This is a genomic window from Curtobacterium sp. MCBA15_013 (assembly GCF_001865095.1).
Classification (GTDB): Bacteria; Actinomycetota; Actinomycetes; order Actinomycetales; family Microbacteriaceae; genus Curtobacterium.
Map to the genome: position 1 here is coordinate 200,495 of NZ_MJGQ01000015.1, position 26,795 is coordinate 227,289.

The 26,795-nt window shown below is 71.7% G+C and carries 24 protein-coding genes and 1 tRNA gene; 14 read left to right on the top strand and 11 right to left on the bottom strand.

From position 1 onward, the window contains the following. Positions 1-2 precede the first annotated feature (2 nt). Positions 3-866 carry an ABC transporter permease subunit gene (locus BIV01_RS10445; protein WP_083413946.1) on the bottom strand — a complete coding sequence of 288 codons (864 nt, stop codon included), beginning with the start codon at positions 864-866 and terminating at the stop codon, positions 3-5. After that, a complete protein-coding gene (locus BIV01_RS10450; RefSeq protein ID WP_070418174.1) occupies positions 863-1,774 on the bottom strand; it encodes an ABC transporter ATP-binding protein in 912 nt (303 codons plus the stop codon). The genes BIV01_RS10445 and BIV01_RS10450 overlap by 4 nt, the downstream gene beginning before the upstream one ends. A gap of 113 nt (positions 1,775-1,887) precedes the next feature. Here BIV01_RS10450 and BIV01_RS10455 point away from each other — a divergent pair, with 113 nt between their 5' ends. Together BIV01_RS10455 and BIV01_RS10460 are read left to right on the top strand one after the other, a co-directional pair. Then, positions 1,888-2,880 (top strand): alpha/beta hydrolase, encoded by a 993-nt coding sequence (locus tag BIV01_RS10455; protein WP_071302775.1) that lies wholly within the window; start codon positions 1,888-1,890, stop codon positions 2,878-2,880. A 55-nt stretch (positions 2,881-2,935) separates the two neighbouring features. Beyond that, the gene (locus BIV01_RS10460; protein WP_071302776.1) at positions 2,936-3,487 is read left to right on the top strand and encodes a GNAT family N-acetyltransferase; all 552 of its coding nucleotides are present in this window, start codon (positions 2,936-2,938) and stop codon (positions 3,485-3,487) included. A gap of 42 nt (positions 3,488-3,529) precedes the next feature. Here BIV01_RS10460 and BIV01_RS10465 read toward each other — a convergent pair whose 3' ends face one another. The 3 genes from BIV01_RS10465 to BIV01_RS10475 form a co-directional block, all read right to left on the bottom strand. Continuing rightward, on the bottom strand, positions 3,530-3,901 hold the full coding sequence (locus tag BIV01_RS10465) for a VOC family protein (RefSeq protein WP_071302777.1): 372 nt from the start codon (positions 3,899-3,901) through the stop codon (positions 3,530-3,532). A gap of 95 nt (positions 3,902-3,996) precedes the next feature. After that, entirely contained in the window at positions 3,997-4,692 is a 696-nt protein-coding gene (locus BIV01_RS10470; RefSeq protein WP_071302778.1) for a helix-turn-helix transcriptional regulator, read from the bottom strand. Positions 4,693-4,786: 94 nt separating this feature from the next. Further along, positions 4,787-6,268 carry a mannitol dehydrogenase family protein gene (locus BIV01_RS10475; RefSeq protein ID WP_071302779.1) on the bottom strand — a complete coding sequence of 494 codons (1,482 nt, stop codon included), beginning with the start codon at positions 6,266-6,268 and terminating at the stop codon, positions 4,787-4,789. 145 nt (positions 6,269-6,413) lie between these two features. On the opposite strand from BIV01_RS10475, the gene BIV01_RS10480 reads away from it, so the two are divergent. From BIV01_RS10480 to BIV01_RS10510, 7 genes are all read left to right on the top strand, one after another. Next, positions 6,414-7,052, top strand: coding sequence for a TetR/AcrR family transcriptional regulator (locus BIV01_RS10480; protein WP_139219791.1), 639 nt, complete (start codon positions 6,414-6,416; stop codon positions 7,050-7,052). 73 nt (positions 7,053-7,125) lie between these two features. After that, positions 7,126-9,762, top strand: a complete 2,637-nt coding sequence (locus tag BIV01_RS10485) for an MMPL family transporter (RefSeq protein WP_071302780.1) — start codon at positions 7,126-7,128, stop codon at positions 9,760-9,762. Between the two features lie 276 nt (positions 9,763-10,038). Continuing rightward, positions 10,039-10,482, top strand: coding sequence for a MarR family winged helix-turn-helix transcriptional regulator (locus BIV01_RS10490; RefSeq protein ID WP_070418166.1), 444 nt, complete (start codon positions 10,039-10,041; stop codon positions 10,480-10,482). A 63-nt stretch (positions 10,483-10,545) separates the two neighbouring features. Continuing rightward, positions 10,546-10,758 carry a hypothetical protein gene (locus BIV01_RS10495; RefSeq protein ID WP_175473687.1) on the top strand — a complete coding sequence of 71 codons (213 nt, stop codon included), beginning with the start codon at positions 10,546-10,548 and terminating at the stop codon, positions 10,756-10,758. A 52-nt stretch (positions 10,759-10,810) separates the two neighbouring features. Continuing rightward, positions 10,811-11,905, top strand: coding sequence for an alkene reductase (locus tag BIV01_RS10500; protein WP_071302781.1), 1,095 nt, complete (start codon positions 10,811-10,813; stop codon positions 11,903-11,905). Positions 11,906-12,011: 106 nt separating this feature from the next. Further along, positions 12,012-13,106 (top strand): hypothetical protein, encoded by a 1,095-nt coding sequence (locus BIV01_RS10505; protein WP_071302782.1) that lies wholly within the window; start codon positions 12,012-12,014, stop codon positions 13,104-13,106. Between the two features lie 63 nt (positions 13,107-13,169). Then, entirely contained in the window at positions 13,170-13,430 is a 261-nt protein-coding gene (locus tag BIV01_RS10510) for a hypothetical protein (RefSeq protein WP_071302783.1), read from the top strand. Positions 13,431-13,525: 95 nt separating this feature from the next. Here the strand turns inward: BIV01_RS10510 and BIV01_RS10515 are convergent. The 3 genes from BIV01_RS10515 to BIV01_RS10525 all read right to left on the bottom strand — a co-directional run bounded on the left by BIV01_RS10515 (position 13,526) and on the right by BIV01_RS10525 (position 15,944). Continuing rightward, positions 13,526-13,598: transfer RNA gene (locus BIV01_RS10515), tRNA-Arg, on the bottom strand. A gap of 90 nt (positions 13,599-13,688) precedes the next feature. Continuing rightward, positions 13,689-14,474 (bottom strand): dienelactone hydrolase family protein, encoded by a 786-nt coding sequence (locus BIV01_RS10520; protein WP_071302784.1) that lies wholly within the window; start codon positions 14,472-14,474, stop codon positions 13,689-13,691. 27 nt (positions 14,475-14,501) lie between these two features. Continuing rightward, positions 14,502-15,944: a glucose-6-phosphate dehydrogenase gene (locus tag BIV01_RS10525; RefSeq protein ID WP_071296017.1), complete on the bottom strand. Its 1,443-nt coding sequence runs from the start codon at positions 15,942-15,944 to the stop codon at positions 14,502-14,504. A 64-nt stretch (positions 15,945-16,008) separates the two neighbouring features. On the opposite strand from BIV01_RS10525, the gene BIV01_RS10530 reads away from it, so the two are divergent. The 3 genes from BIV01_RS10530 to BIV01_RS10540 all read left to right on the top strand — a co-directional run bounded on the left by BIV01_RS10530 (position 16,009) and on the right by BIV01_RS10540 (position 20,564). Continuing rightward, on the top strand, positions 16,009-17,178 hold the full coding sequence (locus BIV01_RS10530; protein ID WP_071302785.1) for a Gfo/Idh/MocA family protein: 1,170 nt from the start codon (positions 16,009-16,011) through the stop codon (positions 17,176-17,178). Next, the gene (locus BIV01_RS10535; protein ID WP_071302786.1) at positions 17,175-18,098 is read left to right on the top strand and encodes a sugar phosphate isomerase/epimerase family protein; all 924 of its coding nucleotides are present in this window, start codon (positions 17,175-17,177) and stop codon (positions 18,096-18,098) included. Before BIV01_RS10530 ends, BIV01_RS10535 begins: the two co-directional genes overlap by 4 nt. Before the next feature lie 120 nt (positions 18,099-18,218). Further along, complete coding sequence (locus BIV01_RS10540; protein ID WP_071302787.1) at positions 18,219-20,564, top strand: bifunctional metallophosphatase/5'-nucleotidase; 2,346 nt, start codon at positions 18,219-18,221, stop codon at positions 20,562-20,564. 306 nt (positions 20,565-20,870) lie between these two features. On the opposite strand, the gene efeB is transcribed toward BIV01_RS10540, so the two are convergent. Genes efeB through efeU form a run of 3 tightly spaced genes read right to left on the bottom strand, consistent with a single transcriptional unit; the run spans position 20,871 to position 24,989 of the window. Next, positions 20,871-22,196, bottom strand: coding sequence for an iron uptake transporter deferrochelatase/peroxidase subunit (efeB, locus tag BIV01_RS10545; protein ID WP_070418156.1), 1,326 nt, complete (start codon positions 22,194-22,196; stop codon positions 20,871-20,873). Then, a complete protein-coding gene (gene efeO, locus BIV01_RS10550; RefSeq protein WP_071302788.1) occupies positions 22,193-23,416 on the bottom strand; it encodes an iron uptake system protein EfeO in 1,224 nt (407 codons plus the stop codon). Before efeO ends, efeB begins: the two co-directional genes overlap by 4 nt. Next, positions 23,403-24,989: an iron uptake transporter permease EfeU gene (efeU, locus tag BIV01_RS20235; protein ID WP_071302789.1), complete on the bottom strand. Its 1,587-nt coding sequence runs from the start codon at positions 24,987-24,989 to the stop codon at positions 23,403-23,405. Before efeU ends, efeO begins: the two co-directional genes overlap by 14 nt. 69 nt (positions 24,990-25,058) lie before the next feature. Between efeU and BIV01_RS10560 the strand changes: the two genes are divergently transcribed. Next, complete coding sequence (locus BIV01_RS10560; RefSeq protein ID WP_071302790.1) at positions 25,059-25,844, top strand: trimeric intracellular cation channel family protein; 786 nt, start codon at positions 25,059-25,061, stop codon at positions 25,842-25,844. Between the two features lie 284 nt (positions 25,845-26,128). Further along, complete coding sequence (locus BIV01_RS10565) at positions 26,129-26,758, top strand: TetR/AcrR family transcriptional regulator (RefSeq protein ID WP_070418152.1); 630 nt, start codon at positions 26,129-26,131, stop codon at positions 26,756-26,758. Positions 26,759-26,795: the final 37 nt, after the last annotated feature.

Here is a 26,795-nt window from a genome sequence, read left to right on the forward strand (position 1 = left end):
CGTCACGCGTCCCGCTTCTGCGCCAGGACGAGTGCCGTCACCGACGCCGCGACCACCCAGGCCGCCAGCACCGCGAATCCGCTCCACCCTCCCAAGGCTAGGACGCCGTCGTGCCAGCCCGAGGTGTCCTCGGTGCCGAACTGCATGAGCGGCTGCCCGGCGTTCTGCGGGAGCAGGTTGTTCAGCGTGCCGAGCCACGTCGCGTTCGTGAATCCCTGCACGAGCTGGACCACCACCGGGGCCACCAGCATGAGCCCGAGCACGGTGGCGATCGCCCCCGCGGTGGAACGCAGCACGATGCCCACGGCGAAGGCGAGCAGCGCGATGAGGGTCAGGTACACCGACGCACCGAGCAGCGGCATCGCGACGCTGGCGTCGAGCGAGGCCTCGACCCCGTTCGCGTCGGCGATCGGCAGCGTCGTGAACGCCGTCGCCCACACGCTGACGGCGCTCGTGACGAACACGGTCGCGGCGAGCACGATGCCCTTCGCGGCGAGCGCCTCCCACCGCCGGGGCACCGCCGAGAACGTCGACCGGATCATGCCGGTGCCGTACTCGCCGGTCACGACGAGGGCGCCGATGACGGCCACGACCAGGACGGCGATCGTCGCACCGCTGGTGCTGTACTGCACGAGCGCGTTCCGGGCGGCGTCCCCGGTGACGGTCCGGCCCCCGTCGTCCGCCAGCGAGGCGAGCAGGACGCCGATGCCGATCGGCACGAGGACGAGGACGAGCAGGCTCCAGATCGTGGAGCGGAGGGACCGCAGCTTGATCCACTCGGAGTGCAGCACGCCCGAGAACCGGATGCGTGCGGCGTCGTGCTGGTGCAGCGTGCGGGGCCGGTCCGTCGTCATCGTGGCGCTCATCGTGCGACCTCCGACCGGTACTCGACCTCGTCGTGCGTGAGTTCGAGGTACGCCTGCTCGAGGCTCGCCTCGGTGGAGGCCAGCCGGTGCAGGACGATCCCGGACGCAGCGGCCGCCTCGCCGATCTGTTCCGCGCCGAGTCCGCGCACGTGCAGTGCGCCGTCGTCCTCGTACGTCACCGTGACGTCCGGACCGGCGATGGCGGTCATGAGCCGGTCGGGCTCCGGCGTCCGGACGGAGACGGAGCGCTCGGTCGAGGACGCGACGAGGTCGGCGAGGTCCGTGTCGGCGAGGACCCGGCCACGGCCCATCACGACGATGCGGTCCGCGGTCAGCGCCATCTCGCTCATCAGGTGGCTCGAGATGAAGACCGCACGGCCCTCCGCGGCGAGGCTCCGGGCGAGCTGCCGTACCCACACGACGCCCTCGGGGTCGAGGCCGTTGACCGGCTCGTCGAGGATGAGCGTCTGCGGGTCGCCGAGGAGCGCCGCGGCGATGCCGAGCCGCTGCCCCATGCCGAGGGAGAACCCACCGACGCGCTGCTTCGCGACCCGCTCGAGACCGGTCATGCCGATGACCTCCTCGACCCGGGCCTTCGGGATCCGGTGCGTCGCGGCGAGGGCGCGCAGGTGGTCGTACGCGCTGCGGCCCTTGTGCACGGCCTTCGCCTCGAGCAGCGCCCCGACGCGGCGGAGCGGGTCGCGGAGCTCGCGGTACGGGCGCCCGTCGACCACGGCGCTGCCCGAGGTCGGGCTGTCGAGGCCCATCACGGCCCGCATGGTCGTGGACTTGCCGGCGCCGTTCGGGCCGAGGAAGCCGGTGACCACCCCGGGGCGGACGGTGAACGACACGTCGTCGACGGCGACCTTCTCGCCGTAGCGCTTCGTCAGGTTCTGGATCTCGATCATGCGGCAACCGTACGGAGACCGCACCCGCCCGCACATCGGCACCGGAACCGATCTCCGGGCGCGCTGCGTGGTACCCCGGTACCACGCGGAGGGGCTCCGGATACGCTCGACGGATGGCGGACCACGGGTGGCGCGAGGACGTCCTCGGGGCGCCGTTCGAGCGCCTCGAGCTCCCGCTCGGCGAGGACCACGAGGGACCGGTGGTGGCGACGCTCGTCCGACGACGCCGATCCGCCGCGGACCTCCTGCTGCACGCACGCGGTCCGCTGCACGGCGTCGACGTGCTGTACGTGCACGGCTGGTCGGACTACTTCTTCCAGGTCGAGCTCGCGGAACGCGTCGAGCGGCTCGGCGCACGGTTCCACGCCCTCGACCTGCGCAAGTACGGGCGGAGCCTGCGACCGCGGCAGACCCCGGGGAACGTCGACGACCTCGCCACCTACGACGAGGACATCGCCGCCGCGCTCGACGCCATCGCCGCGGAGCACCACGGCGAGACCGGTCGTCGGCTCGTGCCGATGGGCCACTCGACCGGCGGGCTGACCCTGTCGCTGTGGGCGGCCCGGCACGCCGACCGGGTCGACGGTCTCATCCTGAACAGCCCGTGGCTCGAGTTCCAGGCGAGCGCGGTCGGCCGTGCGATCGTGGCGCCGGTCATCAAGCTCGGCGCCCGTCGGAACCCGCTCGCGCCGATGCCCGCCGTCGACCCCGGCTTCTACACCCGCACGGTGTCCGCCGCGGGCGAGGGCTCGTGGACGTACGACCAGCAGTGGCGACCCGACCGGGGCTTCCCCCTGCACCCGAACTGGCTCGCTGCGGTGTTCGACGGCCAGGCCACGGTCGAGGCCGGACTCGACCTCGAGGTGCCCGTGCTCGTCCTCCTCAGCGACAAGAGCATGCTGCAACCCCGGTGGGACGACGGGATGGCGCGGGCGGACGTCGCGCTCAACGTGGACGTCGTCGCGCACCGCGCCCTGTCCCTGGGCAGCGAGGTCACGGTCCGACGCCTGCACGGCGCCGTGCACGACGTCGTGCTCTCCGCCCCCGAGGTCCGCGAGCGCGCCTACGACGCGATCGGCCGCTGGGCCGCCGCGCTCCCCCGCTGAACACGACGCCGCTGAACACGACGCCGCTGAGCACGACGCCGCTACCCTGATCGCCATGTCCTCCGTCTCGCTCGTCCGGCTCGACCCGACCGGCGCCGACCGCACCGACCTGATCGCGTTCCTCACCGGCGAGGAGTTCCCGTTCCACGTCCGGCGCACCATCCCCCGCGCCGACGCCGAGGCCGCCGTCGACGCCGGTACGTACCGCGACGACGAGCACGACACCTCCTGGTTGGAGCACGACGAGCTCGGCCGCGTCGGGATCGTCCGGCTCGAGGACCTGGCCGACCCCGTCCCGCTCTTCGACCTCCGGATCGCCGGTCGGTTCCGCGGGCAGGGCCTCGGTGTCCCGGCACTCCGCGCGACGACCGACCACGTGTTCCGCACCTTGCCCGAGGTCACGCGCTTCGAGGGGCAGACGCGCGAGGACAACGTCGCGATGCGGCGCGTGTTCGTCCGCGCCGGCTGGGTGAAGGAGGCGCACTACCGCGAGGGCTGGCCCGTCGAGGGCGGACGCCCCGTCGCCTCGGTCGGCTACGGCGTGCTCCGCCGCGATTGGGAGACGGGCACGACCACGCCGGTGCCGTGGGACGACGACGAGCGCTGACCGTCGCGGTTCGCGATCCCCGGGATCGACGAACCCGAACGGTCACGCGGGACGGCTGAACAGGTTCACCAGCGTGCCGTCCGGGTCCCGGAGGATCGCGGACCGGTTGCCCCACGGCATCGTCGTCGGCGGCAGCACCACGTCGGCGGGACCGTCCTGCAGGCGGTCGAACGTCGCGTCGACGTCCGCCACGAGGAACTCGACGATCGCGCTGCCCGCCGCCCCCGCCCGGGGCGCGTCGACGCCGAGCACCGCGACCGTCGCCGGCGTCCCGAGCGCGAGCACGAGGCCGCCGGTCACGATCTCCGCGAAGACCGGTGCCGGACGTCGGGCGGTGGTGCCGGTGACGCGCTCGTAGAACGCCACCATCCCGTCCAGGTCGTCGGTGATGATGCGGATCGATGCGAACTCCACGGTGTGCCTTCCCGGGTGACCACCGTGGCCACCCGGGGTCGAGCATCCTCGCCGTCCGCGACACCGTCCTGTCGGGGTTTCCGCGGATCGGACCGTCAGTCCCCGAGGACGGGTCGGAGCACCCCGTGCGGGATGTCGAGCTCCTCGGTCCGGACGACCCGCGGCGGCGCGACCTCGTCGGTCTCCTCGACGGCCAGCACCCGGTCGCCGCGGAACGCCCGGACCCCGTCGCGCAGTCGGCACCAGGCGACGAGGTACCAGTCCTCCCCCTTGCCGACGTACCCGAGCGGCTCGACCGTGCGGTCGGTCTCGGTGCCGGTCGCGTCCCGGTACCGCATCCGCACCACGCGTCCGCCCGTGAGCGCCCCCGCGAGTGCGACGGGTGCCGGGGCCCGGTCCCCCGCCTCGAGCAGGAGCACCCGTGCCGCGAGTCGTGCCGTCCGACGGGCGTCGTCCTCGGCGAGCACCGCGGTGACCTTGCGCGCCGCACTCCTGGCGGCGTCGCGGAAGGGGCTCGCACCGAGGGTCCCGAGGCCGATCGCCACGGCGAGCGCCTCGTCCACCGTGAGCCCGAGGGGCGGGAGCGTCGCGCGGGCGTCGATGGTGTACCCGCCGGTGCGTCCGGGCTCGGACCAGATCGGGAGGCCGGCCTCCTGCAGCGCGTGCAGGTCCCGTTCGACGGTGCGGACGCTCACCCCGAAGTGCTCGGCCAGGCGACGAGCGCTCCGCCGGCCGGGTGCCGCCGCGCGCAGCTCCTCGACGAGCGCGTACAGGCGGTCGGTCCGGTTCACGACGCGACCCTAGCGCCCTGGACGCACCACAGGACGGGCCAGGAGGCGCGGTGCGGACTGGCACCGCGCCTCCTGGACCGTATCCGGTCGCGTCTCAGGAACGCGACAGGCGCGTCACCGTCGCGTGGGCACCGTCCGCGATCAGCCCGTCGAGGGCGTCGCGGTAGGCCGTGACGAACCGGTCGTCGTCCACCAGGTCACCGAAGACCTGGCGGTTCCGGATGAAGGCGAGCCGGTCGTCCCGCTGCGTGAGCGCGATGCGGTGCAACGGCTCGGCCAGCCGGTCGACGATCTGGATCGGCTCGCCGGACTCGTCGGTGCCCTCGTCGTAGCGTGCCCACGAGGCCACGATGCCCGCGGACAGGGTGACGGGTCGGTCGGCGGCGAGGTTCTCGCGCACCACCGGCAGCAGCCACTTCGGGATGCGGTCGCTCGACTCGGCGCAGAGCCGGGCGAGGGTGTCGCGGACCTCGGGGTTCTGGAAGCGCTCGACGAGGGTGGACTTGTAGTCCTCGAGGTCGATGCCGGGCACCGGGTGCAGGGTCGGCGTGCCCTCCTCGTCCATGTACCGGCGCAGGAAGGTCGCGATCGCCGGGTCCTGCGTGGCCTCGTGCGCGTAGCGGTACCCGGACAGGTACCCGAAGTAGCACAGGCCCTGGTGGCTCGCGTTCAACAGCCGCAACTTCATGAGCTCGTACGGTTCGACGTCGTCGACGATCTGGACGTCGGCCTGCTCGTACGGTGGGCGCCCGGCGGGGTGGTCGTCCTCGAGCACCCACTGGAAGAACGGTTCGGCGACGACGGGCCAGGCGTCCTCGATGCCGAGCTCGTCACGGACCCAGGCGCGGTCCTCGTCGGCGGTGACCGGGGTGATCCGGTCGACCATCGAGTTCGGGAACGAGACGTGCTCGTCCATCCAGTCGGCGAACGCCGGGTCCTGCAGCCGGGCGTAGGCGGTGAACATCTCGCGGGCGACGTGCCCGTTCCCCTGGATGTTGTCGCAGGACATCACGGTGAAGGGCTCCAGCCCACGGTCCCGCCGGCGCCGCAGGGCCTCGACGACGAGTCCGAACACGGTGTGCGGCGGGCCGTCGCCGCGCAGGTCGGCCGCGACGCCCGGCTCGTCGGCGACGAACTCGCCGGTGACGTGGTCGAAGTTGTAGCCACCCTCGGTGATGGTCAGGCTGACGATCCGGGTGTCCGGGTGCGCCATCTTCTCGACGACGGCGTCGGGGTCGTCGACGGCGAGCAGGTAGTCGACGATGCTGCCGATCACGCGGGACTCGCGGGTGCCGTCGGGGTGCTTGAGCACGAGCGTGTACAGCCCGCCCTGCTCGGCCATCGCCGTGTCCATCCGACGGTCCTGCTCGAGCACGCCGACGCCGCAGATGCCGTACTCGCGGGCCTCGCCCTGCTGGAGCAGCCGGTCGATCACCATCGCCTGGTGCGCCCGGTGGAAGCCACCGACGCCGAAGTGCACGATGCCGGCGGTGATCCCGTCGCGGTCGTAGGTCGGGACGGCGACACCGCTCGCGGCGATCTCGTCGAGGTGCTGCGGCGACAGACGGACGGGCATCGGGTACTCCTTCGTACGGCGGACGTGCTCGCCCAGTCAACCACGTGCACATCTGTTCAGAACCACGGTTCCTGCCGGGGTACGTACCTGAAGATGCTCTCCACGTCGTTGCACCGAGTGCATCGATGCACCTAGTGTCGTGGCCGTGACCCTGTCGATCGACCGCCGTGCTGCCCTCAAGGCGAAGCACCGTGCGGCGATCCTGCAGGCCGCCCGCGACCTCGTCGAGGAGCGCGGGGGCCGCGGGTTCAGCGTCGAGGACCTCGCCTCACGGGCCGACATCGCCCGCCGGACCGTGTTCAACCACTTCGGGTCGCTCGACGAGGTCCTGCTGGCCGTCTGCGAGCAGGAGCTCTCGGTCATCATCGACCGCTTCCTCGCCGACATGGCGAAGACCCCGGTCGGCGACGGCAGCCGCTCGTCGATGTTCGACGAGCTCGAGTCCGCCGCCCGCGGTGCCGACCTGGCGCCCGCGATCGCCGGGATGTACCGGATCCTCGGCGACCCCGGCAAGGACGACCCGAAGGCCGCGGTGCTCACCCAGACCGCCTTCGCACGGGTCACCGAACGACTCCGCGACGAGGTCGCCCGACGCCACCCGGCCGCCGACGCCCTCGACGCCGCACTCCTCGTCGAGTCCCTGATGAGCGGGATCGTCGTGATCGCCGAGCACTGGCTCACGACGACCGGACCCCGCCTCGACCAGGACGCGCTCGACGACTGGGACGCCCTGCTCGCACGACTCGTGCACAGCGTCCGCAGCGGCTACATGGCCGACGACTGACACTTCCCTCCCAGGGGTCCACCGGCGCACCCCGCTCCACAGCAGCTGACAACGAAAGGATCGGGGCAACCGCATGGCCGGTCTCCTCTACCGTCTCGGACGGTTCTCCGCACGACGCCACTGGCTCGTGATCATCGCGTGGGTGGTGATCATGGGCATCGCGGGTGTCACGTACTCGCTCTTCGCCGGCACCATCTCGTCGTCGATCACGATCCCGAACACCAAGACGAGCCAGGTGCAGGACGAGCTCGCCGACAAGTTCCCGTCCGCGAACGGCGGCACCGGCACGATCGTCTTCGAGACGACGAACGGCAAGGCCTTCAGCGACGCCCAGAAGTCCGACGTCGCCGACTTCCTGCAGAAGGTCGAGAAGCTCGACGGCGTCAAGGGCGCCACGAGCGGGTTCGACACCCAGCAGCAGCTCGACGACCAGCGGCAGAAGATCGTCGACGGCCGCGAGCAGATCACCGACGGCCGTGCGCAGATCGAGAGCGGCCAGAAGGAGCTCGACGCGCAGAAGTCGCAGCTGGCGTCCGGCAAGGAGCAGATCGCCAGCGCGCAGGCCCAGCTGAACGCACAGAAGGCCCAGGCCGAGGCAGCGGGAGGTGCCGCGGCGGCGGCCGCCCAGACCCAGCTCGCCCAGGCACAGGCACAGATCGACGCGCAGCAGCAGCAGATCACCTCGGGCGAGCAGCAGATCGAGGCCGCACAGCAGAAGATCGACGACAACACGAAGAAGCTCGACGACAGCGAACAGGAGCTCGAGCAGGGCTCCAAGCTCCTCGACCTGTCGAAGGACATCCGCTTCGTGTCGTCGAACGGCAGCGCCGTCATCGGCACCGTGCAGTTCACGAAGTCGACCTACGAGGTCCCGGCCGACACGAAGACCCAGATCGCGGACGACGCCGAGGCGGCCGACATCAGCGGCGTCGACGTGTACGTCTCGAACGACATCGCCCAGGGCGTCCCGTCGATCCTCGGCCCCGGTGAGATCGGCGGCGTGATCATCGCCGCGATCGTGCTGTTCCTCATGCTCCGCACGATCATCGGCGCCGCCGTCCCGCTCGTCTCCGCCGTGCTCGGCGTCGGCGTCGCATCCCTCGCGGCCCTGTCGTTCTCGAGCCTCGTCGAGTTCATCTCGGTCACGCCGGTGCTGGGGGTGATGCTGGGCCTGGCGGTCGGCATCGACTACTCGCTCTTCATCCTCAACCGACACCGGACCCAGCTGAAGCAGGGCATGGGCGTGCACGAGTCCATCGGGCTCGCGAACGGCACCTCCGGCAACGCCGTGGTCTTCGCCGGCGCGACCGTCATCGTCGCGCTGCTCGCCCTGAACATCACGGGCATCCCGTTCCTCGGCTTGATGGGCACGGTCGGTGCCGTCGCCGTGTTCTTCGCGATCCTCATCGCGACGTCCTTCACCCCGGCGCTGCTGTCGCTCATCGGCATGCGGATCCTCCGGAAGAAGGAGCGCGCGAAGATCGGCAACACCGACTCGACCCGCGTCCCGAACAAGCCGATGTCGACCTGGCGCGCGGTCATCACGCTCGTCGCCGGCGTCGCGGTGCTCGGCACCATCGCCCTCCCCGCCACGCAGATGCGCCTCGGCCTGCCGACGGGTGCGTCCGAGTCCGTGGAGTCCAGCCAGTACAAGGCGTACAAGGCCCTCGACGACGAGTTCGGTGCTGGCCAGAACGGGCCGCTCCTCGTCGTCGCCACCCTGCCGGACTCGGTCAGCGAGGACGACGTCACCGCGACCGAGGTCACCATCGGTGAAGCGATCGCGAAGAACGACGACGTCAAGGCCGTCCTGCCGATCGGCGCCTCGAAGGACCGCGACATCATCGCGTTCCAGGTGAAGCCCGCCGGTGGCCCGGACAGCGTCTCGACCGAGACCCTCGTGAAGGACCTCCGCGAGCAGACCGTCTCCACCGACGACGGGAAGGTCACGCTCGGCGTCGCCGGCAACGCGTCCGCCAACATCGACGTGTCCGAGAAGCTCTCGAACGTGCTGCCGCTCTACCTCGTGGTGGTCGTCGGCCTGTCGCTGATCATCCTCATCATCGTGTTCCGGTCGTTCCTCGTGCCGATCACCGCGACGGCCGGCTTCATCCTGTCCGTCCTGGCGTCGTTCGGTGGCCTGACCGCGATCTACCAGTGGGGCTGGCTCGGCAGCGTCTTCGGGGTGCACGACCCCGCACCGATCCTGAGCTTCCTGCCCATCATCGAGATCGGCATCCTGTTCGGGCTCGCGATGGACTACCAGCTCTTCCTGGTGTCGGGCATGCGCGAGGCGTACGCCCACGGAGCCTCGGCGAAGGTCGCGGTCCAGCGAGGCCTGCACGCCGGTCGCGCGGTGGTCACGGCGGCCGCGATCATCATGATCTCGGTGTTCGCGGGCTTCATCTTCTCGGACTCCTCCACCATCAAGCCGATCGGCTTCGGCCTGGCGTTCGGTGTGCTGGTCGACGCGTTCGTCGTCCGGATGCTGCTCATCCCGGCCGCGATGCACCTGCTCGGCGAGAGCGCGTGGTGGTTCCCGAAGTGGCTCGACCGGATCGTGCCGGACGTCGACGTCGAGGGCGCCAAGCTCGAGCGGTCGCACCCGGCCGGTGGGCACGAGAGCACCCACACCGGGTCGCACGCGCTCCCCGTGGAGCCGGACGCGAACGCGCACGAGTCGGGGCACCCGCCGGCGCACCGCGCGTAGGCACGACGCGACCACCCAGGAGGCGCGGGTCGACCCACACGGGTCGGCCCGCGCCTCCTGTGCGTGCGTCTCGCACCGTGGATTCGACACTCCGCCGGTCGATCGACACGCGTGTTGTCGCATTGTGCCCGCGCATCCTCGGCGTGCGCATGTTCCGACACTCCGCCGGTCGATCGACTCGCGGGTTGTCGCAACCCCGCGCCCGCAACCACTCGATCGAGCACCGCGCGCGCAGACCCCGCCCGCTCGTTCGTACACGAACGGTAGGGTGGGCGGATGACCGAGACCGACGTCGACCCGCTCGCCCTCGACCGACAGCTCTGCTTCGCGCTCGCGGCGACGAGCCGCAGCGTCATCGGGCTCTACCGCGACCTGCTCGAACCCATGGGCCTGACGCACCCGCAGTACCTCGTCATGCTCGCCCTCTGGGAGCAGGACCCTCGCTCCGTCCGCGAGATCGCCCGCGAACTCCGGCTCGACTCGGCCACCCTCAGCCCGCTGCTCAAGCGCCTCGAGGCCTCCGGCTACGTCCGCCGCACCCGGAGTACCACGGACGAACGCCAGCTCGAGGTCTCCCTCACCGTGGCCGGGCGCTCCCTGCGCGAACAGGCCCGGGCGGTCCCGCTCGCCGTCGCCGACCGCCTCGGCTGGCCGCTGGAACGCCTCGAAGCACTGAAGGACGAGCTCACCGAGCTGCTCGAACGCGTCGACACCGTGTGATCGGCCGTGTGCTGCGAAGCCGTTCGTGGCACAATGGTTCGTGTACGAACGAAAGGACGGACCGTGGGTCGCTTCGGACAGTGGTACGAACGGTGGAACAGCACGCTCATCGCCAAGATGGGCCCGTCGCAGATCGGCGCCGGCCATCCCGAGGGCATCGACGACCGCACGATCGACCGCGGCTGCCCGATCTGCGGCCAGCCCCTCTCCCAGCACCAGGTGATCCGCCCCGAGGGGCAGGTGCGCTCCTCGACGCTCGTGTGCCCCCGAGCCTGACGATCCGCCCCGACCGGGAATTGCACCCGGCAACACGTCGTTCCACCCGGGCGTGAAGCTCTTCGAACCCGCCGACTTCGGCGCACTCCCCCTGTCGAACCGCATCGTGATGGCGCCCCTCACCCGCACGCGCGCCGGTGAGCACGGCATCCCGAACGACCTGCTGGTCGAGCACTACGCCCAGCGCGCCGGCCTCGGGCTCATCGTCACCGAGGGCACGTGGCCCGTGCAGGAAGGCCGCTCGTACGCCGGGCAGCCCGGCATCGAGACCGACGAGCAGATCGCCGGGTGGCGCCGCGTCGCCGACGCCGTGCACGCCGAGGGCGGTCGCATCGTGATGCAGCTCATGCACGGTGGCCGGGTGTCCCACACCGCCATCTCCGGCACGCCGCGCATCGTCGCCCCGTCCGCGATCGCCGCGCCAGGGCAGACCCACCTCCCCGACGGCTCGAAGGCGGACATGCCCGTCCCCCACGCCCTGACCACCGACGAGGTGCGCGAGGCCGTCCAGGGCTTCGTCCGCGCCGCCCGCAACGCGATCGCCGCCGGACTCGACGGCGTCGAGGTGCACGGGGCGAACGGCTACCTCGTGCACGAGTTCATGTCGGCAGCGTCGAACACGCGCACCGACGAGTACGGCGGGTCGCCCGAGAACCGCGCCCGCTTCGCGATCGAGGTCACCACGGCCGTCGCCGAGGCCATCGGCGCCGACCGCACCGGCATCCGCCTCTCCCCCGAGCACGGCATCCAGGGCGTCCTCGAGAGCGACCCGGCGGACGTCCACGCGGTCTACACCGCCGTCGCCGAGGGCCTCGCGCCGCTGGGCCTCGCCTTCGTCGACATCCTGCACGCCGAGCCGACCGGCGACCTCGTGCAGCACATCCGCCGGACCGCGGGCGCCCCGTTCATCGCCAACTCCGGCTTCAGCGCGCTGACCACCCGTGACGAGGCCATCGCCCTCGTCACGCAGGGCCACGCGGACGCCGTGGGCGTCGGTCGCGCGGCGATCGCGAACCCGGACCTCGCGTACCGCTGGGAGCAGGACACCGAGCTGAACGAGCCGCGCCCGGAGCTGTTCTACGGCAACGGCGCCGAGGGCTACACCGACTACCCGACGCTGGCCGAGGTGCGCGCGCAGGTCGCGTAGTCGACGCGACCGGGTCACGGACGGGAGGCGCGGTGCCAGCTGGCACCGCGCCTCCCGTCCGTCTGCCCACCCGGTAGGGTCGGGAGGTCACGAACCGGGGGGAACCGTGCAGGCACTGCGCACACCGATCGACACCACCGCCCTCACCGAGCCGGTCCGACGCCGCGACGCGCGACGGACCTGGAAGGCCCTCGTCGCCGAGCACCCCGAGGCGCGCGACCTGGTCGGACTCGTCCGACGGATCGCCCTCGGCGCCGGAGCACTCTGCCTGCCGATCGGCCTGCTCGCGTTCACCCTCGTCATCACCGCCACCATCGCCGAGGGCGGCGAGGACGTGGCGACCGCGGTCCTCGTGCAGAGCGTGATCGGCGCCTTCCTCGGCCTGGCCGGGGTCCTCTGCACCTGGGCGTGGATCCGGGTGCGGCGCCGACGCCCACGGAAGCGGGTCCACCACCGCCTCGCCCGGTTCGCGGCGGCCAACGGCATGACCTACAGCCCGGGCCCGACCGGGACCCGTCGTGACGCCCCGCTCCGTCGACGCGGCGCGCTGAACTGCTACCGGGTGCTCCGGACCCCCGGGCCCCGAGGCCTGGAGTTCGCGAACCACGAGCTCGTCCGGTCGACCATGACGAACACCTCGCCGGCGTTCGGCGGGTACTGCGCGATGCGTCTGCCGGTGGCGTTGCCGAACATCCTGCTGCGGTCCGAGGAGGGCCCTCGACGCCCGCTGCACACCTCGTCGGTCGTTCGTGGCTCGCAGGTGCTGTCGTTGGAGGGCGACTTCGACCGGTACTTCCGTCTGTACTGCCCCGCCGGGTACGAACGCGACGCGCTGTACCTGTTCACGCCGGACGTGATGGCGCGGCTCGTCGACCACCTGCGGGGGCTCGACGTCGAGATCGTGGACGACTGGATGTACCTGATCAGCGCCCGCGACCTGATCACGGACCGGCCCGAGCGGTGGGAGGCCCTCGCGGCGGCGGTCGACGCCCTCGACGACCGGGTCGAGCGCTGGGCGCGGTGGCGGGACGAACGCTCCGAGGTGGCTGTCTCCGCCGATGACGGCCCGGTCGTGCGGGTGCGGGAGGTCGCGAAGCCCGGACGCCGGCTCCGGACGACCTGGGGTGCCGGGACGGTGCTCATCGTCGGGACGGTGACGCTCGGGTTCGTCGCCCTGATCGTGGCGATCAACCTGTCCTGACCGGGCTGCTCGGTGGCCGGCGTCCGCGGCGTTCCTGTGCGAACGCTCCGGTACGGTGGTCCCGTGGACAACGGGTGGCGCGACGGTCTCTTGGTCGTGTGGATCATCTCCCTGCTGGCGGCGATCGGGCTCTGGGTCTCGGCGATCGTCATCTTCGGCAAGGGAACGGACTCGGTCGAGCTCGTGCCGCTCGCGGCGTCGCTCGCCGGCGCTGCTGCCGTGGTGAGCTTCTGGTGGTTCGTGTCGCTGCTCCTGTGGCTCGCGGTGAGCGCGGTGGTGCGGGAGCACGAGAAGGACCGGCAGCAGGCGGCGCGCCTGCGCTGACGCGGCTCCGGCCCGGGCCGGTCGGCCGATCGGTCCAGGAACGACGAAGGCCCCGTCGCAGTGCGACGGGGCCTTCGATCGGTTCGGTGGTGCAGTGCGCTCGAAGGGACTCGAACCCCCAACCTTCTGATCCGTAGTCAGATGCTCTATCCATTGAGCTACGAGCGCGTGGCCTTGCGGCCGTGGAAGACTCTACAACAGCTCCGGCCCCGAACGCCAATCGAGGCCGCCCCGAGCCCGCCCTCGGCGTGTCGGCCCTCAGACCGCGGCGAGCTCCTCGTCGAAGACCTCGGCGAGGAACACCTCGAGTGCCCGCCACGACCGACGGTCGGCACGTGCCTGGTACTGGGCGCCGTGGTCCGGTGCATCGGTGCCGGGGACCGCGAAGGCGTGCATCGCGCCGGCGTAGGTCACGACCTGCCAATCGACGCCCGGCGCCGCCCGCATCTCGTCCTGCCACGCGTGGACCTTCTCGTCCGGCACGACCGGGTCCGCGGCGCCGGTCAGGACGAGCAGCTTCGCCCGGACGTCGGCCGCGTCGGAGGGGTCGTGCGTGAGCAGCCCGCCGTGGAACGAGACCGCGCCGACGAGGTCGGCCCCGGTGCGCGCGAGTTCGAGCGCGGCGGATCCGCCGAAGCAGTAGCCCATCACGACGACCCGGGCGGGGTCGACGTCGGGGTCCTCGAGCAGGCGGTCGAGGCCGGCGCGGACGCGGGCCCGCATGAGCGCCAGGTCCTGGTAGAACGACCCGGCGACCTGGGCGGCGGTGTCGTCGCCCGGCCGGACGCCCTCGCCGTAGACGTCGGCGCCGAAGGCCACGTACCCGAGGCGGGCGAGCATCGTGACGCGCGCCTCGACGTGCTCGTTGACGCCGTGCCAGTCGTGGACGACGAGCACGGCCGGGCGACGACCGGCGATCGCCGCGTCCTTCGCCAGCACGCCGAGCAGCGGGGTGCCCTCGTGGTCGTAGCGGACGGGATCGACGCGCACGTCGGCTCCGGCGGGTTCGGGAACGGTCTGCAGGACGTCGTCGATCGTGGTCACGCGTCGGAACCTACGCCGCGCGGTCCGTCAGCAGTCGATGTTGTCCCAGGAACCGGGTCCCTCGGAGCCTGCCGGGTACTCGTCGAGCGGGGCCTTCCCGCTGCGCCAGGCCTGCAGGAACGGCTCGACGACCTTCCAGCCCTGCACGGCGCTGTCCCCACGGACCGACAGGGTGGCGTCGCCCTCGAGCACCCCGGCGAGCACCTCGCCGTAGGCACTGAGGCGTCCGGGGTTGAACGTCACGTCGAGGCTCGTGTGGTCGATCGTGTACGGGTCGCCGGCGCCGTTGACGTTGAGCTCGAGCTGCATCTCGTCGGGTGCGATCCAGATCCGGAGCCGATCGGGCAGTTCCGCACCGTGCAGGCCGACCGGCACGTGCGGCGAGTCCTTGAAGGTGATCACGATCTCGCGGCGCTGCTCGGCGAGGGCCTTGCCGGACCGCAGCGTGAAGGGCACCCCGGCCCAGCGCCAGTTCGCGATCTCGAGGGTGAGCTGCGCGAGCGTCTCGGTCCCGAGGGACGGGTCCACGCCCTCCTCGTCGGCGTACGACGGCAGCGAGCGGTCGCCGATCGTGCCCGCGGTGTACCGGGCGCGCTTGCCCGCCGCGACGACGTCGCCACCCCACGGCCGGACGGCGCGGAGCACGAGCTCCTTCTGGGTGCGCAGGTCGTCCGCGTCGATCGACGCCGGCGCCTCCATCGCGACCACGGCCATCACCTGGAGCAGGTGGCTCTGGATCATGTCGACGAGCGCGCCCGCCTTGTCGTAGTAGCGCGCACGCCCCTCGAGTCCGAGCGTCTCGTCGTAGACGATGTCGACGCGGGCGACGTGTGCGGACGACAGCAGCGGCTCGATGATGCGGTTCGCGAAGCGGAGGCCGAGCAGGTTCAGCACGGTGGACCGGCCGAGGAAGTGGTCGACCCGGTGGATGCGCTCCTCGGGGAGGAACGAGTGCAGCACGTCGTTGAGGTGCTCGGCACTCTCGGCGTCGGTGCCGAACGGCTTCTCCAGCGCCAGGCGCGTCCCGGACGGCAGGTCCAGGTCCTTGAGCACCTCGCAGCTCTTCTCGGTGACGGCGGGCGGCAGGGCGAAGTAGATCGCGGGGTCGTACCGGCAGTCGCCGAGCAGGGTCCGGAGGTCGTCGGCGTCGGTGACGTCCGCCTTGCGGTAGGTCGAGGCGTCGATGACACCGAGGAGCCGCTCGCTGAGGCGCTCACCGCCGTCGGCAGCCCCCTCGTCCTCCTCGTTCTTCGACGCCTGCGCGTTCTCGAAGGACTCGCGGACCTGCGCCTTCCAGTCGGCGTCCGAGATGTCCTCCACGCCGGCTCCGACGAGCTGGACGTCCCAGTCGTCCTTCACCTCGAGGAGGGTGGCCAGGCCCGGCAGCAGGAGCCGCTTGGACAGGTCGCCGCTGGCACCGAGGATGAGCAGGGAGGTCTGGAGGCTCGACATGCCCCAGAACGTACTCATGCGTTCCGGCGTGTGGCCGGGAGACGTCGGTACGGTGGGGTCCAGTCCGGCGCGAGGGAGCACCATGAGCAGTGGGTACGGAGGGCGACGCCTGCGCGTCGCCGTGGTCGGGACCGGCATGATCGCCGGCGTGCACGCGCGGGCCGCCCGCGCGGCCGGGGCCGAGGTCCTCGGGGTGCTCGGCCGGAGTCCGTCCCGTTCCGAGCAGGTCGCCGCCCAGCTCGACCTCCCCCGCGGGTACGCCTCGCTCGACGAGGTGATCGCGGACGCCCCCGACGTCGTGCACGTCTGCACGCCGAACGACCAGCACCACCCGCAGGCCCTCGCGGTCATCCGCGCCGGGATCAACGTCGTGTGCGAGAAGCCGCTCGCCATCGACGCCACCGAGGCCGACGAACTGGTCGAGGCCGCACGGCTGGCCGGCGTCGTGGCCACCGTGCCGTTCGTGTACCGGTACCACCCGATCATCCGGGAGATCCGCGGACGCATCGCCGACGGCGACCTGGGGCGCGTGCTCGCCGTCCACGGCCACTACCTGCAGGACTGGATGCTCGACGAGGACGCCTCGTCGTGGCGGGTCGACGCGGGCTCTGGGGGCCTCTCGCGGGCGTTCGCCGACATCGGCTCGCACTGGTGCGACCTGGTGGAGTTCGTCACGGGCGAGCGCTTCGCCTCGGTCTCGGCCGCGACCGACATCGTCTACCCGACGCGTCCGGCGGCGTCCGGCCCGTCGTTCTCCGGCTCCCCCGACCCGGACCCGGTGGCCGACGCCTCGCAGCGCGCCGAGGTCACCACCGAGGACACCGCGGTCGCGACCTTCCGGACCGGCACCGGTCGCATCGGCAACGTGGTCATCTCGCAGGTGGCCTCCGGGCGGAAGAACCGGCTGTGGTTCGAGGTCGACGGCACCCGTGGGTCCGCCGCCTTCGACCAGGAGCAGCCCGAGTCGGCGTGGTTCGGGAACGAACGCGGCGCGCAGATCGTCGTCCGCGACCCGTCGCTCGGCGTGCCGGACCAGCGGCGCCTGGCCGTGGTGCCGTCGGGGCACCCCCAGGGCTACCTCGACGCGTTCGCCGCGTTCGTCGCCGACACCTACGAAGCGGTCCGGAGCGGACCCGACCCGGACGGGTGGCCCGAGGGACTCCCGACCTTCGCGGACGGCGCCCGCTCGGCCCACATCATCGACGCCGTGGTCGGGAGCGCAGCCGACGGCACGTGGGGGGAGATCCGGTGAAGCTCGGGATGCTGACGGCCTGCCTGCCCGGGTGGTCGCTCGACCGCATCGCCGCGTTCGCCCAGCAGCAGGGGTACGAGCGCCTCGAGGTCGGCGTCTGGCCCGGCACCGGCGGGCGTGACTTCGAGGCCGCGCACCTGCCCGTGGCCACCTTCACGGACGACGACGCCCAGGCCACGCGGGAGCTGCTGGACCGCACCGGGCTCGAGATCTCGGCCTTCGCCTACTACGAGAACAACCTGCACCAGGACCTCGACCGCCGGGCCGAGGTCAAGGAGCACCTGTTCCACGCGATCGACGCCGCCCAGGTGCTCGGGGTGCCGTACGTCGGCACGTTCATCGGCCGCGACAACAGCAAGTCGGTGCGCGAGAACATGCGCCTGGGTGACCGGGTGCTGCCGGAGCTCGTCGACCACGCCGGCGAACGCGGCGTGCGGTTGATCATCGAGAACTGCGTGATGGAGGGCTGGCACCCGGACGGGTACCCGGGCAACCTCGCCTACTCCCCCGAGCTCTGGGACTGGGTCACCGGGCTCGGCTTCGGCCTGAACTGGGACCCCTCGCACCTGACCTGGATCGGCATCGACCCGCTCGAGACGATCCTGCCCTTCGCCGAGCACATCGTGCACGCGCAGGCGAAGGACGTCGAGCTCTTCCCGCGCAAGCGCGACGAGTACGGGTTCTTCGGCAAGGTCGACAAGGGCGACGACCCGTGGGACATGGGCTGGTGGCGCTTCCGGGTCCCTGGTCGCGGGGTCGTGGACTGGCCGCACGTGGTCGACCGGCTGTACGAGGCCGGCTTCGACGGCACCCTGAGCGTCGAGCACGAGGACCCGCTGTGGGGCGGGACCGACGAGAAGGTCCTCGAAGGGCTCCGGATCGCCCACCGCACGCTGCGACCCCTCATCGCCGTCGAGTGAGCCCGGGGTGGCCCGGGGCGGCGCGGGGCGTGCGTGCCCGTGTTGCGCGTGTGAACAACACGTGACGTGTTGCGGCACACCCTGGCGCGTCGGCTGTACGACTTCATAGGTTCTTGGGCGATGAACGCTCACACCTCCCCGCGCCGACGACGGCGCCTCGTCGGCGGCGCAGCACTCGCCACCGCCGGCGTGCTCGTCGCCCTGTCCGTCCCGTCCGCTGCGATCGCCGCCGACGGGGACACCACGATCGACCTCTACGACGTCAACGACTTCCACGGCCGCATCGCACAGTCGATCTCGCAGACCGACGGCAAGCCGACCCCGCGCGACGGCGACGCTGCCGGCGCCGCGACCCTGGCGGGTGCGCTCGAGCAGCTCCGCGGGCCGGACCCGACGACGTCCGCGTTCGTCAGCTCCGGCGACAACATCGGCGGATCGACGTTCGAGTCCTTCATCCAGGACGACCAGCCGACGATCGACGTCCTCAACAAGATGGACCTCTCCGTCAGTGCGATCGGGAACCACGAGCTCGACAAGGGCCAGGACGACCTGCGCGACCGCGTCATCGGACCCCAGGGCGACCGGAACGCGCAGTGGGACTACGTCTCGGCGAACATCCTCGACACCGCGACGGGTGAGCCCGCGTTCGACCCGTACGCGATCGAGGAGATCAGCGGCAAGCGCGTCGGGTTCATCGGCGCCACGGTCGACCTCGTCGGACAGGGCCTCGTGAGCCCGGCCGGCATCGAGGGCCTCGAGATGGGCGACATCACGACCGAGGTGAATAAGGTCGCAGCGGACCTCACCGACGGCGTCGAGGGCAACGGCGAGGCCGACGTCCTCGTCCTGCTCGTGCACGACGGTGCCGAGTCCGCTGCTGCGACGGACCTCGACGGCGACTCCGACTTCGCCCGTGCCGTCCGCGACGTGGACCCCCGTGTCTCGGCGATCCTCTCCGCGCACACCCACCAGACGTACGTGCACCAGGCGAAGATCGGCGACGGTCCGGCCACCCGCCCGGTGATCCAGACCGGCTCGTACGGCTTCAACCTCGGACACGTGCAGCTCACCGTCGCGGCGGACGGCACCGTCACGTCGACCGTCGCGGAGAACATCCGGCTCGTCGACGGGACCTTCACGCCCGACGCCGACGTGCAGGCCACCGTCGACGACGCGGTGGCCGAGGCCGAGGTCCTCGGTGCGGTCGAGCTCGGCACGGTCGACCGCGACCTGGGCCGTGCGAAGCAGCGCAACGGCTCCGAGAACCGCGGCGGCGAGTCCACGCTGGGGAACTTCGTCGCCGAGGTGCAGCGCGCCGCGACGACCCGCCAGGGCTCGCAGATCGCGTTCATGAACCCCGGTGGGCTCCGGGCCGACATCGCGTCGGGCACGGTCACCTACAAGGAGGCCGCGGTCGTCCAGCCCTTCGCCAACACGCTCGTCGTCCTCGACCTGACCGGCGCGCAGATCCGGCAGGCGCTCGAACAGCAGTGGCAGCCCTCCGGCTCGAGCCGGCCGTTCCTCAAGCTCGGCGCCTCGGACGGCTTCGGGTACACCTACGACCCGGGTGCCCCGGCCGGCTCGCGCATCACCACGATGACCCTCGGCGGAACGGCGATCGACGCGGACACGACCTACAAGGTCACCGTCAACTCGTTCCTCGCGGGCGGCGGCGACAACTTCGCCGCGTTCAAGCAGGCGGCAGCGAAGCAGGACAGCGGCAAGGTCGACCTCGAGGCGCAGGTCGAGTACTTCCGCGCGGACCCCACGGTGACGGTCGCCCACGACCAGCGCTCCACCGGCATCCGCACGACGGCGACCCCGGACGGCGGCTTCCAGCCCGGTGACCGGGTCACCATCGAGCTCTCCTCGCTGACGTTCAGCAACGAACCCGACCAGGGCGGCACGGTCACGGTCAGCGCCGGTGGGAAGGAACTCGACCGCGCGACGATCGACACGACGATCGTCGACACGACGGACGAGCAGGGACAGGCGACGCTGTCGTTCCTCGTCCCCGGCGCGACCACGGACCCCGCGACCGCACTCGGCCGGGCAGCCGGCACGACGACCCTCGCGGCAGCCGTGGCCCCGGCCGCCACGACCGACGAGCCCCTCGTCGTCACGCTGCCGAACGGACAGACGATCACGCTCGCGGTGACGATCCCCGTCGCCGCGGCCGTGGACCCGACCGACCCCGCTGACCCCACGGACCCGACCGACCCCGGCACGCCTGGTACCCCCGGCGCCGGCGGCGGTGACGACGGTGCGGTCGGTGTCGACACCGACGGTGACGGCGTCGTCGACGGCACGGTCCCGGCGAACGCCGGCGGAGCGCTCGCGTACACCGGTGCCGACATCGCGGCCCCGGCCGTCGCAGCCGGCCTCCTGCTCCTCGCGGGCCTCGTGGCGCTGGTGCTCGCGCGTCGGAAGCGCGCCGAGCGCGAGGCGACGGACCTGACGGACTGACGCCGCGCCTCCAGGCAGGAGGAACGGGCCGTCCCACCCAGGTGGGACGGTCCGTTCTCGTGGGTCCAGGAGGCGCGGTGCCGGTCCGCAGCGTCGGCGCCCGTCCGCGGGTGGCCCGCGACGCTTGTCCCATCACGGTACTTCCCTGCTGTACCGGCGATCGGCGGGGTACGCTCAGCCCTGTCGCATCGCGACGCGTCGCGCTGGGTCGCCTCTCATCCCGGACGGTGGTTCCGCCCGGGGGACTCCGCGACGCGGGTGCTCTCCGTCTCCAGGGAAACGACGGAGGGCACCCATCTCACTTCCTCAGCGGAAGAGCTGCTCGCCGATGTACGAGCCCTTGCGCGGAGCCGGCGGGACGGCGAACACGCCGCTCCCGATGTGCGAGACGTACTCGTTGAGCCGGTCGGACGCCCCGAGCTTCCGCTGGAGCGTCGTGAAGTGCTCCGGGTCGTTCATGTACGCCGCGAAGAGCAGCCCCGCGTCGAGCTGACCGTACTGGTTGAGCCCGTCGGTGTAGTTGTACGGGCGCCGCAGGATCTTCACGCCGCCGTTCGCCTCGTGGGCCGCGAGCGCGATGTGCGACGTCGGGTCGATCTTCGTCGTGCCGTCCGACGCCGTCGCGTGGAAGTCGGGCGTGGTGTGCTCCGAGCCGCCGGAGAGCGGTGCGCCCTCGATCTTCGTGCGGCCGAACACCCGCTGCTGGTCGCTGACGACGTCCGCGTCCCAGATCTCGATGTTCATCCGGATCTTCCGCACGACCTGGTACGTGCCGCCGCGCATCCAACCGGCCCCGGACCCCGGTTCGTCGACCCAGACGAAGCGGTCGTAGTCCTCGTCGGTGGTGATGTTCCGGGTGCCGTCCTTGAACCCCATGAGGTTGCGGGGCGTGGACTGGTCGGGCCCGGCCGAGGCGCGACCGAAGCCGAGCACCGTCCACCGCACGGTCGCGGTGCCGCGGGCCATCCGGGCGAGGTCGCGGACCGCGTGGTACGCCACCTGCGGGTCGTCCGCACACGCTTGCAGGGACAGGTCTCCCCCGGTGAGGGCACGGTCGAGGTTGTCGCTCGGCAGCGTCGGGATCGCAGCGAGGTGCGCCGGCTTCTTCGACGCGAGGCCGAAGCGCTCGTCGAAGAGCCCCGGGCCGAGGCCGACGGTGACCGTCAGGGACGCGGGACCGAGGTCGAGCGCCTCCCCCGTGTCCGCACCGACGCCGTCGCCGTGAGCGGGTTCGACGCTGCCGACGGTCTTCCCGGCCTGCAGCTGCGCGATCGACGCCGACCAGCGGGCGAGGAGCACCTGCAGGTCGGTCCGGACCGTCGAGGACATGTCGAACGTCATGAACACGCAGTAGCGCTGCGGAGCGGTCTGCACCCCGCCCTGCGGCTGCCGGGCGGCGGTCGCGTAGAACGGGTGGCTCCGCGAGAGGTCGATCGACTCGTCGCCGTTCGTCGCCGCGGTGAACGGGTTCACCCCGGTCGCGGCCGTGGCACCGGCGACCCCGGCGGCGGCGCCGAGGCCGGCTCCGGCCGCAGCGACACCGGCGGTCACGCCGGCGCCGAGGAGCCCGCGGCGGGAGAGGGGCGCGGGGCCCGTCCCGTCGCGGGCCGGCTCGTCGTGCGGGGTCGTCACGCGGTGGCGACCTTCTCGGCGAGGCGGGACAGCGGGTCCTGCAGCGCCTGGACCTGCTGCGAGATCGTGTTCGCGTCCGAGGCCTTGGTCGCGGCGTCCCACGTGTCGAAGCCGCCGAGGTCGTCGGCGTTGCGGTAGCCGTCCATGAGCGTGTTCGTGCGGTCGAACTGCGTCGCGATCTGCTTCGTCAGCGTCGGGTCGAGCTTCGTCAGGCCCGGCTTGAGGTACGCGAAGGCCTGGCGGGCGCCCTCCACGTTCGCGGCGAGGTCGACGAGGTCGATGTGGCTGTACGCCTCCTCCTCGCCGGTGATCTTGTTCGACTGGACCTCCTCGAGCAGGCCGGCGGCACCGTTGGCGAGGTCCTCGGGCTTGTAGTCGAGGGTCGGCACGAGCTTCGCGAGCAGCTGCACGTTCTCGGTCAGGTCCGCGGCGGTCTGCTTGGTCGACGCGGTGATCGCCCCCGCCTCGAACAGGTCCTTCTCGACCGCGTGGAACCCGCTCCAGCCGACGGCCGGGTCGAGGTTCGAGGCGCGCATGTCGATGAGGTAGTCGAGGTTGCCGGCGTTGTCGGTGGCCTTGAAGCCCTTCTTCACGAAGCCGTCGACGTCGCTCTCGACGTGCTCGTAGAACGGGCGGGCGTTCGCGTAGTCGGTCTTCGCGGCGGCGAGGTCACCCGCGTCGACGTCCTTCTGCAGCTGCTCGACCGCGGCGACCATGTCGGTGACCTGGCCGTCGACGTACTCGGCGTAGCCCTTCGTGCCCTCGTCGAGGAGGGTCGCGGCGCTGCTGTTCGCCGTCGAGGTCACCTTGCCGGTGACGGTGAAGTCGGTGAGTTCCTGGTCGGCCCCGGGGCAGTACACCTGGTACTTGCCGCCGGTGAGCGTGGCGGTGAACGTGACGGCGGTGAGCCCGGGCGCGAGGTTCTCCTTCTCGCCGAGGATGCGCTGGTCCTGCAGCAGTTCGACCTCGGTGATCGCGGTCGACGACTCGTTCTTCACCGTGAACGTGACCGGACCGGCGGGGACCTTCGTGGTCGACACGGCGCACTTGTCGGAGCCGTCGTTCGTCAGTGTGACCGAGACGCGGGAGACCTTGCCGGAGCTGCTCGCGGTGTCACCCGCCGACGTGGACGAGTCCGCGCAGCCGGTCAGCGCGAGGGCGGTGACGACGCCGAGGGCGCCGAGGGTGGTCAGGGGTCGGGCAGTCCTACCGAACGGCATACTCAGGGCTCCTCGTGGGGTCGTCCGCGGGTGGGCCGCGTGACGGGTCGGTTTCGGGGGTGGTGGTCGTGGGCTCCGGCCGCCGACGGCGGTCGCGGAGGGCGAGCAACGCCTGGGCAGCGGCCGCGACGCCCAGGGCGATCGGCAGCCAGGCCTTCCAGAGCAGCAGCTCGGCGGAGCGGGTGTCCGCGGCCGCCACCGCGGTGGCGGCCTGCTGGACGCGGGCGTCCGGCACGGACCAGACGGTGCGGTCCAGGGTCGTGGTCCGAGCGGACGGGAGGCCCCCACCGCTCAGCGTGAGCACGGTGCGTTCCGCGCGGCTCGCGTCCAGGACCCCACCCCGGACGGTCCAGAGGCTGACGGTGTCGCGGACGGCCCAGCGCGCCGAGAACGGCCCGGGGTTCGTGCTCGGTGAGATGCCGACGGGGACGCGGCCGAACAGGTCGACGAGGTCGTCGAGCGTCAGGCTCGACGGCCGCTGCGCGGCCGATCCGTCCGCGGTCCGCCGCCAGCGGTCGGCGGTCACGCCCGCGCGGGTGACGCTCCGGTGGGTCGACGCCGGGAAGGCGAACCGCGCCTCCTGGCCCGTGCCGCTGGTGCGCATGCTCGCGGTGGTCCCGTCGATGGACGCGGTGACGGAGCCGCCGCCGGTCACGGCGGTCGTGGACGGGAGGTCGACGCCCCCGGTCGGGACCGCGATCGCCAGGGTCGCAGCCGCGACGGCGAGGACACCGGCGATGCCGAGCCGCACGGCGGGGACCCGTTCGCGGGACGGACGCCAGGCACGCGGCCAGAGGGAGATCGCGAGGACGGGGACGACGTAGAGCACCCAGCCGAGCACCTCGATGACCCGGGGGTCCGGCGGGATGCCGAGGACGCCGGTGACGAGGGCGCCCTGCACGGAGCCGTTCGGCGCGAGCCAGCTGAGGTCGACCGTGCGCTGCTGCCCGATCACGATCCACCCGGCCTCGTGCGCGCGGCGGAGCACGGTCAGCACGAGGCCGCCGGCGACGAACACGAGGAAGATCCCCGTGCCGGTGAAGAACTTCGACAGGTTCAGCCGGACGCCGCCGGTGTAGATGCCGTACCCGACGACCACGGCGCCCGCGATGCCGATCACCGCACCGAGCGCCGCGAGCCCGGTGTCCGACGACGCCTGGAACGTGGCGAGCAGGAAGACCGCGGTCTCGAAGCCCTCCTTGAGGACGGCGAGGAAGGCCATGCCGGCGAGGGCCCAGGCGGTGCCACGGCCGAGGGCCTCGGTCGCGCTCGCCTCGAGCTCGGTCGTGAGCGTCCGCGCGTGGGTGCGCATCCAGACGATCATGCCCGTCACGAAGACGACGGCGACGATGCCGATGATCGCCTCCATGCCCTCCTGCTGGGCCTGCGGGAGCGCCTGCTCGACGACCTGCAGGCCGAAGCCCACGGCGATGCTGAGCACCACGGCGACCCCGACGCCGAACCACATGGGGGCGAGGGGGACGCGGTTGCGACGGAGGAACGCGGCGATGATGCCGACGATGAGCGTCGCTTCGAGGCCTTCACGGAGGCCGATGACGAGGGTGGCGAGCATGGCAAAGGTGAGGCTAACCTAACCAGCGCGCGACCCGCCACCTCCCGCCGGTGATGTTTGATGGTTCTCATGAACCTGCTGTCCGTCGATGGCCTGGCGTCGGTCACGAACGTGCTCGACCTGGCCGGGGTGTTCGCGTCGGCGCTCCTCGGCGGATCGCTCGCGCGGACGATGGACTTCGACCTCTTCGGGTTCCTCGTCGTCGGGTTCGTGTCCGGCCTCGGCGGCGGCATGCTCCGCGACACGCTGTTGCAGAACGGGCCGCCCGTCGCGCTCGTCGACCCGCTGTACGCGCCGGTCGCGATCGCCGGGGCGCTCATCGCCTTCTTCGTGTCGTTCTCCGAGCTGACCTGGGACCGGCTGTTCACCGTGCTCGACGCCGCGGTCATCGGCTTCTGGTCGGTGGTCGGGGTGCAGCGGACGTTCGACGCCGGTCTCGACTGGCCGGCCGCGATCATCATGGGCACGATCACGGCGGTCGGCGGTGGTGCGATGCGGGACCTGCTGCTCCGCCGGGTCCCGGCGGTGTTCGGCGGCAACGCGCTCTACGCCACGGTCGCCGTCGCCGCGTCCGCCGTGATGGTCGTCGCGTCGCACCTCGGGTCACCGTCGATCGGCATCGTCGCCGCGATCGTGCTCTCCCTCGGGCTGCGGTGGGGCGCGGTCCGGCGCGGCTGGGGGCTGCCGAACGGTCGCGAGTGGCAGCCGAAGTCCACGCTCGGATCCCTGCTCCAGCGCGGCCGGAAGCTCCGACCGGACGCGATCCGGTTGCTGCGACGGCCGGGGCGACGGTCCGGCGCGGGGAGCGTGCACCACGAGAACGAGTCGGGGCCCGCGGACGCGTCGGACGGCTGAATCCGCGAAGGGGCTGTCATCTGTCGGTGCTCGGTCGTACAATCAGTACCGCCGGGTATCGACCCGGCATCCATGGTCCGCTGGTGCACCGACGCGACCCGAACGCGCCGGTTCCGTACGAACCTGTGGTTGGGGGCTTCGCTGATGCCGCGCGGGATCAGACGCGCGGCGCGGCAGGTCTCCCGACGCACCCTGCCTCCAGCACAATGGTCGTGACCCACCACCACGCCAGCCCGACGAAGCCGGACCCGACGGATCACGGCGGGCCCGTCGAATCAGGAACCATGAGCGACGACGCCTCCGACCCCAGCCCCTCCGTCACCGGCTCGCCCACGCCCCGGACCCCGCGGGCCGAGGTGCGGGAACGACTCCTCACCGCCGGGGCCCAGGTCTTCGCCGAGCAGGGCGTGCACGAGGCTCGGCTCGACGAGGTCGCCGCCCGCGCCGGGTTCAGCAAGGGCGCCGTCTACTCGAACTTCTCGTCGAAGGAAGACCTCGTCGCGCAGGTCATGCAGCGCGCGACGAACCTGGTGCTCGGGTCGCTGCGAGAACTCGTCCGCGCCGACATCGCCGCAGTGGACATCGGCGACGTCGTCCGGGCAGCGTTCGGTCGGCACGACCAGAGCGGCCAGTTCGCCCTGCTCTCGGAGTTCCGGGGGTACGCCACGCGCCATCCCGAGTTCCTGCCCGAGTTCGTGCGGCAGCGGCGGGAGCTGCAGGACGGCGTGTTCGAGCTCGTGGAGCTGTGGTTCGGGGCGCACCCGGAGATCGATGCGGGGATGTCGCTCGAGGACTTCTCCCGGGTGCTCATCGGGGCGAACGTGGGGATCGTGTTCGACGCGGCGGCGCTGCCCGGGGTGAACCCGGGCGAGGTCGTCGCGGCCCTCGTCGAGGCGGTCATCCGCCGGCGCTGACGCCGCGGCGGGTGACGCAGTGTGCGAGGTTCCGCGC

Bases quoted from the DNA above. Each gene is read 5' to 3' on its own strand.
- BIV01_RS10460 (WP_071302776.1), top strand. From the start codon at position 2,936: ATGTCCTCCGTCTCGCTCGTCCGGCTCGACCCGACCGGCGCCGACCGC.
- BIV01_RS10525 (WP_071296017.1), bottom strand. From the start codon at position 15,944: ATGAGTACGTTCTGGGGCATGTCGAGCCTCCAGACCTCCCTGCTCATC.
- BIV01_RS10490 (WP_070418166.1), top strand. From the start codon at position 10,039: ATGACCGAGACCGACGTCGACCCGCTCGCCCTCGACCGACAGCTCTGC.
- BIV01_RS10530 (WP_071302785.1), top strand. From the start codon at position 16,009: ATGAGCAGTGGGTACGGAGGGCGACGCCTGCGCGTCGCCGTGGTCGGG.
- BIV01_RS10445 (WP_083413946.1), bottom strand. From the start codon at position 866: ATGAGCGCCACGATGACGACGGACCGGCCCCGCACGCTGCACCAGCAC.
- BIV01_RS10560 (WP_071302790.1), top strand. From the start codon at position 25,059: ATGAACCTGCTGTCCGTCGATGGCCTGGCGTCGGTCACGAACGTGCTC.
- BIV01_RS10540 (WP_071302787.1), top strand. From the start codon at position 18,219: ATGAACGCTCACACCTCCCCGCGCCGACGACGGCGCCTCGTCGGCGGC.
- efeO (WP_071302788.1), bottom strand. From the start codon at position 23,416: ATGCCGTTCGGTAGGACTGCCCGACCCCTGACCACCCTCGGCGCCCTC.
- efeU (WP_071302789.1), bottom strand. From the start codon at position 24,989: ATGCTCGCCACCCTCGTCATCGGCCTCCGTGAAGGCCTCGAAGCGACG.
- BIV01_RS10450 (WP_070418174.1), bottom strand. From the start codon at position 1,774: ATGATCGAGATCCAGAACCTGACGAAGCGCTACGGCGAGAAGGTCGCC.
- BIV01_RS10455 (WP_071302775.1), top strand. From the start codon at position 1,888: ATGGCGGACCACGGGTGGCGCGAGGACGTCCTCGGGGCGCCGTTCGAG.
- BIV01_RS10475 (WP_071302779.1), bottom strand. From the start codon at position 6,268: ATGCCCGTCCGTCTGTCGCCGCAGCACCTCGACGAGATCGCCGCGAGC.
- BIV01_RS10485 (WP_071302780.1), top strand. From the start codon at position 7,126: ATGGCCGGTCTCCTCTACCGTCTCGGACGGTTCTCCGCACGACGCCAC.
- BIV01_RS10565 (WP_070418152.1), top strand. From the start codon at position 26,129: ATGAGCGACGACGCCTCCGACCCCAGCCCCTCCGTCACCGGCTCGCCC.